Origin of the sequence: Aurantimonas marina (assembly GCF_017183135.1) — a bacterium.
GTDB lineage: Bacteria > Pseudomonadota > Alphaproteobacteria > Rhizobiales > Rhizobiaceae > Aurantimonas > Aurantimonas marina.
Genome location: NZ_JADDXW010000009.1, coordinates 73,025 through 87,573 on the forward strand (window position 1 = coordinate 73,025; position 14,549 = coordinate 87,573).

Below are 14,549 nucleotides of genomic sequence, written 5' to 3' on the forward strand. Positions count from 1 at the left end.
ATCCGCGGCCACCGATGGCCACCGGAGTGCGGAAACATAAGCTGCCCTTTTAGATTTAAGCGCAACGACGCCAATGGCAACAAAAAAGGCTCCGCCGAAGCGAAGCCTTTCCTCATACGATCTGACAGCATGCCGAACGCGGCTGACATCGCGTTCGCCGTCTGAAGTTTTACGGGGCTTCGTCACTCTCCGCTGGAGCGTCCGAATCAGAGGCTTCACCGGTGTCTTCGCCGTCTTCCAACTCGTCGTCGTCGAAGCTTTCCTCTTCGTCGATCCCGTAGATGGCATCAGCCGACGTCAGTTCCTCGCCGCGAGCCTGACGCTCGGCCTCGTCGGGAGAGCGGGCGACGTTGATCGAAATATCTAGCTCCACCTCGGCATGAAGCGCGATGGTCACCGCGTGCAACCCGATCCGCTTGATCGGCTCGTTGAGCTGGATCTCATTGCGGCCGATCTTGAACCCCTCGCCAGCCAGGATATCTGCGATGTCGCGCGTCGATACAGAGCCGTAGAGCTGGCCTGTTTCACCAGCGGAGCGGACGACGACGAAGCTCTTGCCTTCGAGTGTCGCAGCAACGCCCTGAGCTTCGGCCTTGCGCTCTTCGTTGCGGGCCACCAACTGGCTCTTCTGCGCTTCGAAACGCGCGCGGTTGGCATCATTGGCGCGTAGCGCACGACCGGTCGGCAGGAGATAATTACGGGCGAAGCCGTCGCGCACCTTCACGGTGTCGCCCATCTGGCCGAGTTTGGCGATGCGTTCGAGAAGAATAACGTCCATGATCTTGTCCTTTCTGGATCGGGATCGATTGTTCAGGATTGGCTGGACGACGGCCGGTCTTGACCGCGCCAGGTTTCGAAGAGCCCGAGCGCCATGAACAGGACGATCGGGAAAGATAGCAGCAAGATCGCTGTGTAAGTCGTAAACAGCACCAGGCCTCGGCCCGGACGCCCCCGGGTGCGACGATGGAGGCTCGCCAGCCCTACCAAGGTGAAGGCGGCCCCTAACGCGCCGACGAAAACGGCGGCGACGAGGCCGATTGTTCCGCCGATGAAGGCCGCCGCGAGCGCTACACCGAAGATCGGGAGGGCAATTTTCGGCAGGTGGGTCGTCGAGGGGATGTCATCCTTCGGTCGCGGCAAGCGGCCGGACACGCGGACGACGGCGGCACCGAGATAAAGACCGCTGACGAGAGTGATGGTTAGGAGTGCCGGCTGGACGTAAGGGACGAGAGCGATCACGAGTTGCGCGAACTCGCGCAATTGGGCTTCGCTCAGCGTCTCCATCCCGGACCCTCCGCCTTGGCCGAGCGCCTCGACAACCGCCGGGACGAAAGCGTCCGGGTCGTAGCCGAGCATCCAGCCGAGAAGCACGCAGGCGGCAATCGCCATCGCGGCGATCGCGAGGAGCACACGCCCCAAGGGGTACCAGTCGAGATCGCTCCCGGCTTCGCGGGCTGAAGCGGCCCCACTTGCCAGCACGGGTTCGACCGTGGGCCGCGCCAACCCGGCAAGGTGGCCTGCGACCGCCATCGGCAGCGCCATGGTCCCGAACAGGGTCAGCGCGCTCGGGGCGGACAGGGCAATGGCGTAAATCGTCATGCCGGCGACTGCGGAAGCAATAAATCCGGCGACCGAGCCCCAGCCGAGGCTCGCGATGGCGATCGGGATCGGAGCCGCCAGGGCAAAACTGATCGCCGAGGTCGACTGCAGTACGAGCCCCGCGAACAGAAGCGCGCTGGCAAGGCCGGATACGACGGCGATGAGGATGGTGGCTGGTTTCATGACGTCTTGCGCTGTCCTGCTCGCGGCAGTTAGAGGCCTCGGCCCCAACTAGGCTGGATGACATTCCGTCCGCGGCCTGAGGCGGAGGGAAGCGGAGCGGCATCGTGATGATGCCGCTCCAGATCGAGTAGACGAGGTTACTTGATCAGGTAGGGAAGCAGGCCCAGGAAACGGGCGCGCTTGATCGCACGGGCAAGCGCGCGCTGGTTTTTCTGGGAAACAGCAGTGATCCGGGACGGCACGATCTTGCCGCGCTCGGAAATGTAGCGCTGCAGGAGACGGACGTCCTTGTAGTCGATCTTGGGCGAATCGGTCCCGGCGAACGGATCGGACTTGCGACGGCGGTGGAACGGCCGGCGGGTGGGAAGCTGAGCGATATCGACCATCTGGGTCTACTCCGAATCGTTGTCGCGAGGGCGGCGAGGGCGATCGTCGTCGCGATCGCGCCGGGGACCGCGGTCACCACGGTCTTCGCGGCCGCCACGACGGGGCCGGTCATCGCGCTTTTGCATCATGGCCGACTGGCCTTCCTCATGCTCCTCGACGCGGATCGTCATGTAGCGGAGAATGTCCTCGTTGAAGCGCATCTGGCGCTCCATCTCCTGGACCGCCGCCGACGGGGCGTCGATGTTCATGAGGGTGTAATAGGCCTTGCGGTTCTTGTTGATCCGGTAGGTCAGGGTCTTGAGACCCCAATTCTCGACCTTGCCGACGGACCCGCCATTCGCCTCCAACACGCCACGATACTGCTCGACGAGCTGATCGACCTGCTGGTTGGAGATGTCCTGGCGCGAGAGGAATACGTGCTCGTAAAGAGCCATGCGCTATCGCCTTTCCATGTTTCGTTCGCATTTTGCATGGGTACAGCGGCTAAGCCTCTGCGACTTCCCTGCGAAACCCGACGAGCGGGTCAATTTGGAAAGGCGCCTGTACGAGAGCGTCGAGAGCGGAGACACGGGAAGCCGATGCCCTGCGGCATCCTGTTGCCGGCAATCCGGCAGCCTTCCGTTCAGCCCCCAGCTGAGACCCAAGCATTGACGGTCGCCGACCTATCGGGTTTGCGCGGGTTTTTCAAGCCTTTATTGAAGTCGGTGAACGGCCGCGACGTCGCGAACGCTATCTGCGGCGTTGCACGGGTGCCGCCGCGGCTCGCCCTGCGAGCGGCGGCCATGCCGGCAGGGTCCGTCCGGCGCGAAGGCGCGGATTGGAGTCGGACGCCCGGAGGTCAGGCGGTTGCGGCGCTAGGGTGGTGTGAACCGCTGGTCATTTCTCCCCGCAGTCGATCAAGCAGGATTTCGGGTGCTTCCGGATGCCCCAGATAAAAGCCTTGCCCTTCGATTGCGCCGAGGTTGCGCAGTTGTTCCCATTGTTCCGCAGTCTCGATTCCTTCTGCGGTGAGTTTCAGTCCGAGCCGGCCGCAGAGGTCGAGGATCGAGGCAACGATGGCGTGGGTGGAGTTGTCCCGTCCGATGCCATTGATGATCGAGCGGTCGATCTTGACGCGGTTGACCGGCAGAGCCTGGATGTATGCCAGACTTGTCTGCCCGGCGCCGAAGTCGTCGATCGCAACCTTGATACCTGCTTTCTGGATGGCCAGCAGGGTTTTTTTGACCAGTTCTTTTTCGATGATCGCCACACCTTCGGTGATCTCGATTTCCAGGAGCTGCGGGGGAACGCCGTTCACCGCCAGCGCCGCAGTCAACTGCTCGACAATTTCCTTCCGCGCTAGGGAAATAGGAGACAGGTTGATCGATGTATGGGGATGCTCGATGCCGGCGTTCAGGAATACACGCATCTGTGCGACGGCAGTTTGGATCACCCAAAGGTCGATCAGGGTTATCAACCCGCAGTTTTCAGCGATCGGAATGAACTCCGACGGTGGCACCATCCGTCCGAGGCGAGCGTTTTTCCAACGGATCAGCGCCTCCATGCCAGTCGTCCGTCCCGTTTGGAGGTCCAGTTGTGGCTGGTAGGCGAGAGAGAATGACCCCCGGGATACGGCAAGGCGCAGATCATACTCCATGCATCGTCGCTCGTTCATCTCCCGCTCATGAGCAGGATCGAAACGGGCTACCCCGCTGCGCCCATTCCGCTTGACCTGGTAGAGAGCGACATCCGCCGAACGTTGCAGATCATCGAGGGTTCTGCCGTCGTCGGGGGTCACGGCGATTCCCGCCGAACAGCCGATGGTCAGCGTCAGGTCGCCGATAAAGAACGGTTGGGACAAGCGGCTGACCAGCGCTTTCGCCACTTGGAGGCTTTCGCCATGTTCAGGCTCCTGAATGACGACGGCAAATTCGTCACCGCCAAGGCGAAAGGCCGTCACATTTGGCTCCAGACCGGACTGGATGCGGTTGGCTACTCCCCGCAGCAGCAGATCGCCGACCCCGTGCCCGTAATCGTCGTTGACCAGTTTGAAATGATCGAGGTCGAGAGCGATCAGCGCGCCTGCTCTCTCGATACCGTCGACGTTGCCCTTCAGCTTTTGCCAAGTCTCATTGAAGAGTGTTCGATTGCCGAGGCCGGTCAAGGGATCGTGTCTTGCCAGGTGCTCGATCTGCCTGCGAGCGACAGTCAACGACGTGACATCGGTTAGCGCCAACATCCGCTCCGGGACGGACGGAATATTGTTCCACGGCGACATCGCGACGATCATGTGCCGCGAATGATACGGCATCGTCAGTTCGGCCTCAAAACTCTGGGACAGACGAATCTTGTCTGCGAACGACACGCCGTCGGTCGGGCGAATGCGGGTAAAGAGATCGGCTTGGGATGGGTTCCCCTCGAACATCTCGCCCGCTACTGAATTGGCGAACAGCACTTTTCCGGCCGCGTCTATTTTTATGAAACCGATCGGCGCGGTCTCCGCCATGGCGCGGTATTCCGCGCGACTTTCGCGTAACCGCTGTGCGCTGATGATACTGCGGGTGATATCGATATAAAGAGTAAGGGAGCCCGCTTTCGCTTTCCTGGGTATGGAGCGCCCAAGGATGCGGCGTCCGGACGGGCGACGGGCGATCACTTCAGCCGCCTTGCCGCTTTCCACGCATTCGAGATGGTCCGCCGTGACGAAATCATCGGGGTGATCACCGCGTTGGTGACAAAATGCCGTGATGGCCCGCCGGGGTAACCCGGCCCGCAACATGCCTTCGGGTAGCTCCAGATAGCTGGCCGCCTGTGCGTTGAAGAAGGCGACGACCTCGCCCTCGGTGGCATCGTGATCATAGAGCACGGCGCCGTGGTCCATGTTATCCAGCATCTCCCGCATCATGGCATGCTCGACGCTGATGGGCCGTTGGCCGGAATTCACGTCCTCCACCTGGCGCGTACTCTCGTTACCGATTTCGGCCATCGTCTTCCTCGCCGCGATGCCATTGAGTTTTCCTCTGCGAAGCAGTTTGTCGAGATTCCGTTGAGACAATCTTAAGTTGATCTGAGGAATGCGCGAAGACCGCGAGACTCGTTGCAATCGGGCCGGCGCCCTTGACAGGGGCGCCTTACCCAAACCAATGCGTGAGTCAGTTACGAGGGCAATCGGGAGTACTCGCATGACCATGGCATTGGTCTTCCCAGGACAGGGCAGTCAGAGCGTCGGCATGGGGCGATCGCTGTTCGACGCCAATGCCGAGAGCCGCCAGGTTTTCGAGGAAGTCGACGAGGCGCTTGGGGAAAAGCTGTCGACGTTGATCTTCGAAGGGCCCGAGGAAAGGCTGACCCTGACACAGAACGCTCAGCCGGCCCTGATGGCCGTCTCCGTGGCGGTCATCCGGGCGCTTGAGGCGGAAGGCTTCGACGTGAGCCGGGCGAGTTACCTCGCCGGGCACTCGCTTGGAGAGTACTCGGCGCTGACGGCTGCCGGCGCGCTCACCCTTGCCGACGCCGGGAAGCTCTTGCGCATCCGCGGTCTGGCCATGCAGGAGGCTGTCCCGCGGGGGCAGGGGGCAATGGCCGCGATCCTTGGTCTGGGGGCGGACGAGGTTGTGCGGCTTTGCCAGGACGCTGCCGAGGGCGGCGTGTGCGAAACGGCGAACGACAATGGCGGCGGGCAGATCGTCATTTCCGGCGACAAGCGGGCCGTCGAACGGGCAGTGGCGCTGGCGCCCGAGCGTGGCGCCAAGCGGGCGATCCCGCTGACGGTCTCCGCGCCTTTCCATTGCCGGCTGATGCAGCCCGCCGCAGATCGGATGGCCGAGGCGCTTGCCGGGGCGAGGATCAATGCGCCAACCGTCCCGGTCGTCTCCAACATCACGGCGAGCCCGACGTCAGATCCGGACGAAATACGCGAGCGCCTCGTTCGCCAGGTGACCGGCCAGGTCCGCTGGCGTGAAAGTGTCGAATGGCTGGCGGGCGCGGGCGTCACCAGCCTCGTGGAGGTCGGCAGCGGCAAGGTGTTGACCGGGCTTGCCCGCCGCATCGACCGCAGCCTCGAGGCGAAGGCTGTTGGAACCGCCGAGGACGTGCGGGCCTTTGTCGAAGGTGGCTGATACGCAGGCGGCATGAACCGACAACGAGAGAGGGGAACACAGATGTTCGATCTGACCGGGCGCAAGGCGCTTGTCACCGGAGCGAGCGGTGGGATCGGGGAGGCGATAGCACGGGCGCTTCACGGCGCCGGTGCCACCGTCGGTCTCCACGGCACCCGGCGGGAGAAGCTGGACGACATCGCCGCCTCCCTCGGAGATCGCGCGACGGTGTTTCCCGCCGATCTGGCGGACAGGGACGAGCAAAAGGCTTTGGCGGAAACGGTCGAGAGCCAGATGCAGGGGGTCGATATCCTGGTGAACAATGCCGGTGTGACGCGCGACGGACTGTTTGTTCGCATGTCTGATGAAGACTGGGACAGCGTCATCGAAATCGATCTGACCGCGGCGTTCCGTCTCACCCGCGGTCTGGCGCATCCGATGATGCGCCGCCGATTCGGCCGAATCATCAACATCACTTCGATCGTCGGCGTCACCGGCAATCCGGGGCAGGCAAATTACTGCGCGGCCAAGGCCGGAATGATCGGGTTTTCCAAATCGCTTGCCCAAGAGATTGCGTCCCGGTCCGTCACAGTCAACTGCATCGCGCCCGGCTTCATCGCAAGCACCATGACCGACAAGCTCAACGACAAGCAGAAAGACGCGATCATGGGGGCAATCCCGATGAAGCGGATGGGCGAGGCGGGTGAAATCGCTGCCGCCGCCGTATTCCTCGCGTCGAACGAGGCGGCGTATGTCACTGGGCAAACGCTGCACATCAATGGCGGTATGGCGATGATCTGACGCCTGCCCGCGCGCGACGCTTGGCCCGCGCATCGGACCATGCTAAGCGCCCGCCACCAAGAAGAGATTTTTACTGTTTTCGTTGTGGTGCGCCGAGAGACCCTGCACCACCATGCTTGATAAAGCGCTGCCCCGCGTCTAACGAAAGCGGCAGCACCAATCGCAATAGAGGACTGAACATGAGCGATATCGCTGAGCGAGTGAAGAAGATCGTCGTCGAGCATCTGGGCGTCGAACAGGAAAAGGTTACCGAGAACGCGAGTTTCATTGACGATCTGGGTGCCGACAGCCTCGACACGGTCGAACTCGTCATGGCGTTCGAGGAAGAGTTCGGCGTGGAGATTCCCGATGACGCCGCCGAGACGATCCTGACAGTCGGCGACGCGGTGAAGTTCATCGAAAAGAACCAGGCCTGACGTTTCTGGCGGAGCGTCCGCCGGGGCGATTGAGCGATTGATGAGACGAGTAGTCATCACGGGCGTCGGTATGGTGACCCCCCTCGGGGCGGGTGCCGGCGTCACATGGAAGCGTCTGCTGAACGGCGAAAGCGGCCTGGGGCGGATCGAAAGCTTCGAGGTTGACGATCTGCCTTGCCGGATCGCGGGACAAATTCCGCGTGGCGATGGGCAAAACGGGACCTTCGATCCGGATCACTGGATGGAGCCGAAGGAGCAACGCAAGGTCGACGATTTCATCCTCTACGCCGTCGCGGCGGCATCGGAGGCCCTGGATGACGCGAACTGGCACCCGGAAGCTTATGAAGACCAGATTACCACCGGCGTCCTCATCGGGTCCGGCATCGGCGGTCTGCGCGGCATCGAGAAGACCTCGCTGATCCTTGCCGAAAAGGGGCCGCGCCGTGTCAGCCCGTTCTTCATTCCCGGCAGTCTGATCAATCTTGCCTCCGGCCACGTCTCCATCCGCAACGGCCTCAAGGGGCCGAACCATTCGGTGGTGACTGCTTGCTCCACCGGGGCCCATGCGATTGGCGACGCATCACGTTTGATCGCCTTTGGCGATGCGGACGTGATGGTGGCCGGCGGCGCCGAATCGCCAGTCGGGCGGCTGTCGCTGGCTGGTTTCGCCGCGTGCAAGGCTCTCTCAACCCACTTCAATGACGAACCGACCAAAGGCTCACGGCCCTACGACCGCGACCGCGACGGTTTCGTCATGGGCGAGGGCGCCGGTATCGTCGTTCTGGAAGAGCTGGAGCACGCCAAAACCCGCGGTGCCCGCATCTATGCCGAAGTCATCGGCTACGGTCTTTCGGGGGACGCCTACCATATCACCGCGCCGGCGGAGGATGGTGACGGCGCCTATCGGTGCATGGCTGCCGCCATGAAGCGGGCTGGCATCTCCGCGTCGGATCTGGACTACGTCAATGCTCACGGCACGTCGACTCCGCTCGGCGACGAGATCGAACTTCGCGCTATCGAGCGTCTAGTCGGCGATGCGGCCGACGGCATCACCATGTCGTCGACAAAATCTGCGGTCGGCCACCTTCTGGGCGCGGCCGGATCCGTCGAGGCAATCTTCTCGGTGCTGGCGATCCGCGACAATGTCGCGCCCCCCACGCTGAATCTCGACAATCCGTCGGTCGAGACGAAGATCGATCTCGTGCCGCATGTGAAGCGGGAGAAGCGGATCGATGTCGCGTTGTCGAACTCCTTCGGCTTCGGTGGAACCAACGCTTCGCTGGTTCTGCGTCGTTTTGCCGACTGATTGAACCGGTGTTGAAGACTGCCGCGGCTTTCGTCGTACCGGCTTTCGCCACATTCCGGTGGTGCTTCGGCGACCATGAGGCGTTTCATTCAAGGGTGATCCGGTGACCGACCGACAAGGGGCTGAATTGGCTCGGGGCACGCATAGGAGAGGCGACCGGGAGCGGTCTTCCGCCCGCGGGACGACCCGACGTTCACGCCACTCTCGCAACCAACTCGTCATTTTCCTGAACTTCTGCCTTTCCGCCTTGCTGTTTCTGATGCTTGGCGCCGGCGCGGTCGTCTATTGGGGCAAGAGCCAGTTCGAGGGCCAGGGACCGCTGCGCGAGGAAACGACCTATGTCGTGCCGCGCAATACCAGCGTGCAGACGATTGCGAGTGGCCTTGAACGCGAGGGCATTATCAGCGACGCCCAGATCTTTGAATACGGCGTCCGTTTCGCGGGCGCCGGCGGCACCCTGAAGGCCGGAGAGTACGGATTCACCCCGGGGACTTCCATGCGTCAGGTGATGGAAAAACTTCGCGGGGGCGCTTCGATCACCCATTCGGTCTCTGTCCCGGAGGGCTGGACAGTCGAGAAGGCCTACGAAAGGGTCGCCGAAGCGGAGGTTCTGACGGGCGAGATGCCGGACATGCTGCCCGAAGGCACCTTGCGGCCCGACACCTATCTCGTGCAACGCGGCGCGACGCGCAAGGAACTCGTGCAGCGAATGAAAGAAGCCCAGGACAATCTGGTCGCGGAGATCTGGGCGCAGCGCGATCCCGATATTCCGGTCAAGGATATCGGTGAGTTCATCACGCTCGCGTCGATCGTCGAACGTGAGACCGGGATCGCCAGCGAGCGTCCGCATGTCGCGTCCGTCTTCATCAATCGTCTGAACAAGGGCATGCGGCTGCAGTCCGATCCGACGTTTCTTTATGGGGTCTACGGCGGCGCGGGAAAGCCGAGCGACAAGCCGGTCACGCAATCCGACATCGACAGCGATACACCTTACAATACTTACAAGATCAAAGGGTTACCGCCGGGGCCGATCGCAAACCCTGGACGAGCAGCGTTGGAAGCCGTGGCCAATCCGATCGAAACCGACGATCTTTATTTTGTTGCCGATGGCACTGGCGGGCATGTCTTTTCGTCGACGCTCGACGAGCATAATCGCAACGTGCAGAAGTACCGGGCCTTTGAGCGGCAACAGCGGGCCGAGACGGAAGCGCCACAATAGCAACCGTCCGCGGATATCAATCGAGGGGGAGGCGATGCCCGTCCAGAGCATGACGGGTTTTGCCCGCCACGAAGGAGCTACCGACGGCGTCGACTTCGCCTGGGAGCTGCGTTCGGTCAATGGCAAGGGGCTCGACCTGCGCTTGCGCCTGCCGCCGGGATTCGAGGCGATCGAGGCGGACATTCGTCGGCTGGCGGCCGCGCGGCTCACCCGCGGGAACATCCAGGCCAGCCTCCAGCTACGGCGTGACGACGAGCTGCCGATGTTCACCGTCAACGAGGCGATGCTGGACCAGGTGTTATCGCTGTCGAGCCGTCTAGTCGCCGACGGTCACGCCGGCCCGCCATCCTCCGATGGAATTCTCGCGATCAAGGGCATCGTGGAAGTGGCTGAGCGGACGCTGGCGCCCGAGGCCCGCGAAATGCGCCAGAAGGGCATCGCCCAGGGCCTCCTCGCCGCCGTGGATAAACTGGTCACGGCCAGGGAGGCTGAAGGCCTTGTCCTTTCCGAGATGCTTTCGCTTCGTCTCGGCGAGATCGCGGCGTTGATCGAACGCGCCGAGGACGATCCCAGTCGATCGCCCGCATCCATCCGCCAGCGTTTGCGCGGCCAGATCGGCGAGCTTCTCGACGCGGATGAGCGCCTCGACGAAGGTCGTCTGCATCAGGAGGCGGCGATCCTTGCGGCGCGCGCCGATATCCGGGAGGAGATCGATCGCCTCCGGGCTCATGTGGAAGCGGCGAGGGCGCTTTTGGCCACAGGCGGTCCGATAGGCCGGCGACTCGACTTTTTGTCGCAGGAATTCAATCGCGAATCGAATACGATCTGTTCCAAGTCGAATTCGACGTCGCTGACCGCCATCGGGCTGGAATTGAAGGTGGTGATCGATCAATTTCGCGAACAGGTGCAGAACGTAGAATGACGTCGATCTTCGATACCGAATCCGCGCTGGCGATCGCACGCCGCGGACTGATGCTCGTCCTGTCCTCTCCGTCGGGAGCCGGGAAATCCACGATTGCCCGCAATCTTCTGGAGTCCGATCCGCGTTTTTCCCTGTCGGTCAGCGTCACCACGCGCAAGCGCCGTGCAAGTGAGATCGACGGCGTTCATTACCGCTTCATCGACCTGGCGGAATTCGAGCGTATGCGAGCCGGCGACGCTTTGCTCGAATGGGCGGAAGTGCACGGCAATTTCTACGGCACGCCGCGCGACGCGGCCGAGAAAGCGATGCGGGAGGGCGGGGACATGCTCTTCGACATCGACTACCAGGGCGCCTTGCAATTGCAGGAACAGGCCAAGGCGGACATCGTCTCGATCTTCATCTTGCCGCCGTCGATGGCCGAACTGAAAGCTCGGCTCTTGCGCCGCGCCGAGGACTCCGGCGAAACCATCGCGGTAAGACTGAAGAATGCACGGGTCGAGATCGAGCGCTGGCGGGACTACGATTATGTGGTCATCAACGACGATCTGGACCGCGCCTTTTCGGCGGTACGATCGATCATCAATGCCGAACGGCTTCGACGCGACCGGCGGCCGGGTCTGTTTGACTTTACCGCCGCGCTTCTCGCCGAAGAGATCGATTGAAGGCTACGCGCTACGGACGTGATTGGCGAGGCGGACGAACTCCGAGACGGTCAGCGTCTCGGCACGACGCCGCGGGTCGATCCCTGCCGCTTCTAGCAACGCTTCGCCGCCGAGTGGCTTGAGGCTCTGGCGCAGCATCTTCCGGCGCTGACCGAAGGCGGCCGCGGTGACACGCTCGAGGGCGTCGAGCGAAGCCGGCTCGGGGTCGGTTATCGGCAGCAGCTGGACGACGGACGAGATCACTTTCGGCGGCGGCGTGAATGCTTCACGCGAGACGTCGAACAGGATGCGCGCGCGCGTCCGCCAGCCCGCCAGCACCCCGAGCCGCCCGTAAGGATCGGAACCGGGCGCCGCGACGATACGTTCGGCCACCTCGCGCTGGAACATCAGCGTCAGGCTCGACCACATGGGCGGCCAGTGCGTCGTCGCGATCCAGTTCAGTAGCAGTTGGGTACCCACATTGTAGGGCAGGTTGGCAACGATCTTTAGCGGCCCGGCATCCGTCAGCGCGGCCAGATCGATCGTCAGTGCGTCGGCTTCGATGATCTCGAGACGACCCGGGTAATGATCCGCAATCGCTTTGAGCGCCGGCAGACAGCGCACGTCCTTTTCGATCGCGATGACGCGATCGGCACCCTCGGCCAGCAGGGCGCGTGTAAGTCCGCCGGGTCCGGGCCCTATCTCGACGATTGTCGTGCCTGCAAGCGGATGCGCCTGGCGTGCGATACGTGCCGTGAGATTGAGATCGAGCAGAAAATTCTGGCCGAGACCGCGCTTCGGATCGAGGCCATGCTCCAGCATGACAGCGCGCAGAGGCGGCAGCGCATCGGGCGAGCTCATTCACCCGTGGCCGTACCGGCAACGGCGGCCGCGGCCGCCATTCGGCCGGCGAGACGAAGCGCTGCGAGGAAGCTGTCGGGACGCGCCTTGCCCGTCCCGGCAATGTCGGCGGCCGTGCCGTGGTCGGGCGACGTTCGGATGATCGGCAGGCCGAGCGTCGCATTGACGGTCTGGTCAAAGGCGATCGTCTTCGCCGGGATCAACGCCTGATCGTGATACATGCAAATGGCGACGTCATAGCCGCGCCGCGCGTCAGGATGGAACATCGTATCGGCCGGCAGCGGCCCGAAGGCATCGATTCCGGCGGTGCGCAGACGCGCGATCGCCGGCCGTATGACGGCCTCGTCCTCACTGCCGATGGCGCCTTTTTCGCCGGCATGGGGGTTGAGGCCGGAGACCGCCAAGCGTGGCGCCGGAATTCCTAGGCGCTCGCGATAGTCGGCCGCGACGATCCTGCATGTCGTTTCGATGAGCTCGCAGGTCAGGCTGCCGGGAACCGCGGATATGGGAATATGGATCGTCACGGGAACGCAGGACAGTTCCGGCCCGGTCAGGAGCATCACCGGGGTGAACGAGGCACCGACTCGTCTTCCGCACAGATCGGCGAGATACTCGGTGTGGCCTGGATGGCGGAACCCAAAGTCGTAGAGTGCCTTCTTGTCGATCGGACCGGTGACCACCGCGGATGCATGACCATCCATGGCCAGTGCCGTCGCCCGGTCGATCGCTTCGATCGTGCCGGCCGCGTTGATGGGATCGACGACGCCGGGCGCTTCGAGATGTCGGTTCACCAACGGCAGCACCGCCAGCGCACCGGGCCGGCCCGCCGCCACCTCGGAAGGCGTCGCGATGGTGTGGATGACGACGTCATAGCCGAGGCGGTTTGCCCGTTCGGCCAGCATCACCGGATCAGCGAGGAGAAAAAACGCCGGCAAGTCACCCCGGTGGTGGACATGGATCGCTAGCGCAATGTCGGGCCCAACCCCCGAGGGCTCCCCCACAGTGACCGCAATAGGCTTGCGGTGGGTCGAGGCCTGTGCGGTCGACGGGCTCATCGGCGGATGATCTGGGCCTTGCTTTTTAGCTCCTTGAGGAAGGCGGCGTCCGGCTCGCCGCCTTCGCCTAGCTTCTTAAGGTCGCGTGATTGGAATACCATGCCAGCGGCGATATCGTCGGAGATGTTGCGGCTTTTGCAGACGGCGATGAACTCGACGCCGCGCTCGGTTTCCCTGGCCGGTGTCGTCCTTCCGACCGACGTGTTGATGATGTCGTCCTTCCAGCGTGGCGGCAATTCCGGCTGGGCGACGCGGCCCAGATCACGAACGGTCACATCCCGCAGCGACTTGGCGACGTCGTAGGTCGACTCGCAAGAGCGGAAGCGCGCCCGCATGGCATTGGCTTCGCTTGTTCGCTTGCCGATGAGTGATTTACGCTGACTGTCGGGGATCACGAAGATGATCTGTTGCAGCGTGTACTCGGTTGTTGTCGGTTTCTTGCCGCCTTGAGCAAGCATTCGCTGGACGATTTCCTGCTCGCTGAGCTTGTCGCTGGTCCGCAGCTTGGACTGGATGGCCTGACCCCAGCCCATCTGGACACGGATATAATCCTTGAAGGCGCTCGCCGAAAAGCCGGCGCGCGAGAGCACCTCGCCCAATTGCGCTTGGGTCAGCTTGTTGTCGGCAGCGAATTTTCCGAAGGCCTCCTCGACGGCGGCATCGGGGATTTTGATCCCGCGTCGACGGATTTCCTGTTTCTTCAGCTCCTCGTCGATCAGCTCCTCGGTGGCCTTTTGCGTGGTGTTGCCACCGACCCGGCGCAGCTTGAGGAAGGCCGCGCGCTGGCGGATCTGAAAGGTCGTTACCGGCTGGTTGTTGACGACAATGCTGATCTCGGAGGCTGCTAGGGCAGGAACGGCTGTGGCGGCGACCATCGTCGCAGACGTTGCAACGAAGGCAAAGGCGATGGCCGTGTGGTTGATGAAATTCCGAAGGGTCATGGTCCGACCAACTCCCTTGATAATGGCGTGCAGGCACATTGGTACATCACCTATAGCGAGGCTTTGGCAAAAGGATGGTGCTGGCAAATGCCTCGTGCGCCCCAACGGCTGAGGTCGGCTCGCAACCAATGAAGCTGGAGAC

General features: G+C 62.7%; 15 protein-coding genes. 7 read left to right on the plus strand and 8 right to left on the minus strand.

Annotated features, from left to right (window positions below; genetic code table 11):
- Positions 1-169 precede the first annotated feature (169 nt).
- From rplI to ING15_RS11835, 5 genes are all read right to left on the minus strand, one after another.
- On the minus strand, positions 170-778 hold the full coding sequence (gene rplI / locus ING15_RS11815; RefSeq protein WP_206455023.1) for a 50S ribosomal protein L9: 609 nt from the start codon (positions 776-778) through the stop codon (positions 170-172).
- A gap of 32 nt (positions 779-810) precedes the next feature.
- Positions 811-1,782, minus strand: a complete 972-nt coding sequence (locus ING15_RS11820) for a hypothetical protein (RefSeq protein ID WP_206455024.1) — start codon at positions 1,780-1,782, stop codon at positions 811-813.
- Between the two features lie 137 nt (positions 1,783-1,919).
- A complete protein-coding gene (gene rpsR / locus ING15_RS11825) occupies positions 1,920-2,168 on the minus strand; it encodes a 30S ribosomal protein S18 (protein ID WP_206455025.1) in 249 nt (82 codons plus the stop codon).
- A 6-nt stretch (positions 2,169-2,174) separates the two neighbouring features.
- Entirely contained in the window at positions 2,175-2,603 is a 429-nt protein-coding gene (gene rpsF / locus ING15_RS11830; protein WP_206455026.1) for a 30S ribosomal protein S6, read from the minus strand.
- 404 nt (positions 2,604-3,007) lie between these two features.
- A complete protein-coding gene (locus tag ING15_RS11835; protein ID WP_206455027.1) occupies positions 3,008-5,134 on the minus strand; it encodes a putative bifunctional diguanylate cyclase/phosphodiesterase in 2,127 nt (708 codons plus the stop codon).
- 196 nt (positions 5,135-5,330) lie between these two features.
- Between ING15_RS11835 and fabD the strand changes: the two genes are divergently transcribed.
- From fabD to gmk, 7 genes are all read left to right on the plus strand, one after another.
- Positions 5,331-6,266 (plus strand): ACP S-malonyltransferase, encoded by a 936-nt coding sequence (fabD, locus tag ING15_RS11840; protein ID WP_206455028.1) that lies wholly within the window; start codon positions 5,331-5,333, stop codon positions 6,264-6,266.
- 42 nt (positions 6,267-6,308) lie between these two features.
- Complete coding sequence (gene fabG / locus ING15_RS11845; RefSeq protein ID WP_206455029.1) at positions 6,309-7,046, plus strand: 3-oxoacyl-[acyl-carrier-protein] reductase; 738 nt, start codon at positions 6,309-6,311, stop codon at positions 7,044-7,046.
- A gap of 179 nt (positions 7,047-7,225) precedes the next feature.
- Complete coding sequence (locus tag ING15_RS11850) at positions 7,226-7,462, plus strand: acyl carrier protein (protein WP_185983259.1); 237 nt, start codon at positions 7,226-7,228, stop codon at positions 7,460-7,462.
- A 40-nt stretch (positions 7,463-7,502) separates the two neighbouring features.
- Positions 7,503-8,768, plus strand: a complete 1,266-nt coding sequence (gene fabF, locus ING15_RS11855) for a beta-ketoacyl-ACP synthase II (protein WP_206455030.1) — start codon at positions 7,503-7,505, stop codon at positions 8,766-8,768.
- A 127-nt stretch (positions 8,769-8,895) separates the two neighbouring features.
- The gene (gene mltG / locus ING15_RS11860) at positions 8,896-9,987 is read left to right on the plus strand and encodes an endolytic transglycosylase MltG (protein ID WP_408628693.1); all 1,092 of its coding nucleotides are present in this window, start codon (positions 8,896-8,898) and stop codon (positions 9,985-9,987) included.
- 34 nt (positions 9,988-10,021) lie between these two features.
- Positions 10,022-10,909: a YicC/YloC family endoribonuclease gene (locus ING15_RS11865; protein WP_206455032.1), complete on the plus strand. Its 888-nt coding sequence runs from the start codon at positions 10,022-10,024 to the stop codon at positions 10,907-10,909.
- Positions 10,906-11,571, plus strand: a complete 666-nt coding sequence (gmk, locus tag ING15_RS11870; protein ID WP_206455033.1) for a guanylate kinase — start codon at positions 10,906-10,908, stop codon at positions 11,569-11,571. Before ING15_RS11865 ends, gmk begins: the two co-directional genes overlap by 4 nt.
- 3 nt (positions 11,572-11,574) lie before the next feature.
- Here the strand turns inward: gmk and rsmA are convergent, their stop codons facing one another.
- The 3 genes from rsmA to ING15_RS11885 are packed head-to-tail and all read right to left on the minus strand — an operon-like array spanning position 11,575 to position 14,512.
- Positions 11,575-12,411 (minus strand): 16S rRNA (adenine(1518)-N(6)/adenine(1519)-N(6))-dimethyltransferase RsmA, encoded by an 837-nt coding sequence (gene rsmA, locus ING15_RS11875; protein ID WP_206455034.1) that lies wholly within the window; start codon positions 12,409-12,411, stop codon positions 11,575-11,577.
- The gene (pdxA, locus tag ING15_RS11880; RefSeq protein ID WP_206455035.1) at positions 12,408-13,466 is read right to left on the minus strand and encodes a 4-hydroxythreonine-4-phosphate dehydrogenase PdxA; all 1,059 of its coding nucleotides are present in this window, start codon (positions 13,464-13,466) and stop codon (positions 12,408-12,410) included. Before pdxA ends, rsmA begins: the two co-directional genes overlap by 4 nt.
- On the minus strand, positions 13,463-14,512 hold the full coding sequence (locus ING15_RS11885; protein WP_232845718.1) for a SurA N-terminal domain-containing protein: 1,050 nt from the start codon (positions 14,510-14,512) through the stop codon (positions 13,463-13,465). The genes pdxA and ING15_RS11885 overlap by 4 nt, the downstream gene beginning before the upstream one ends.
- Positions 14,513-14,549 lie beyond the last annotated feature (37 nt).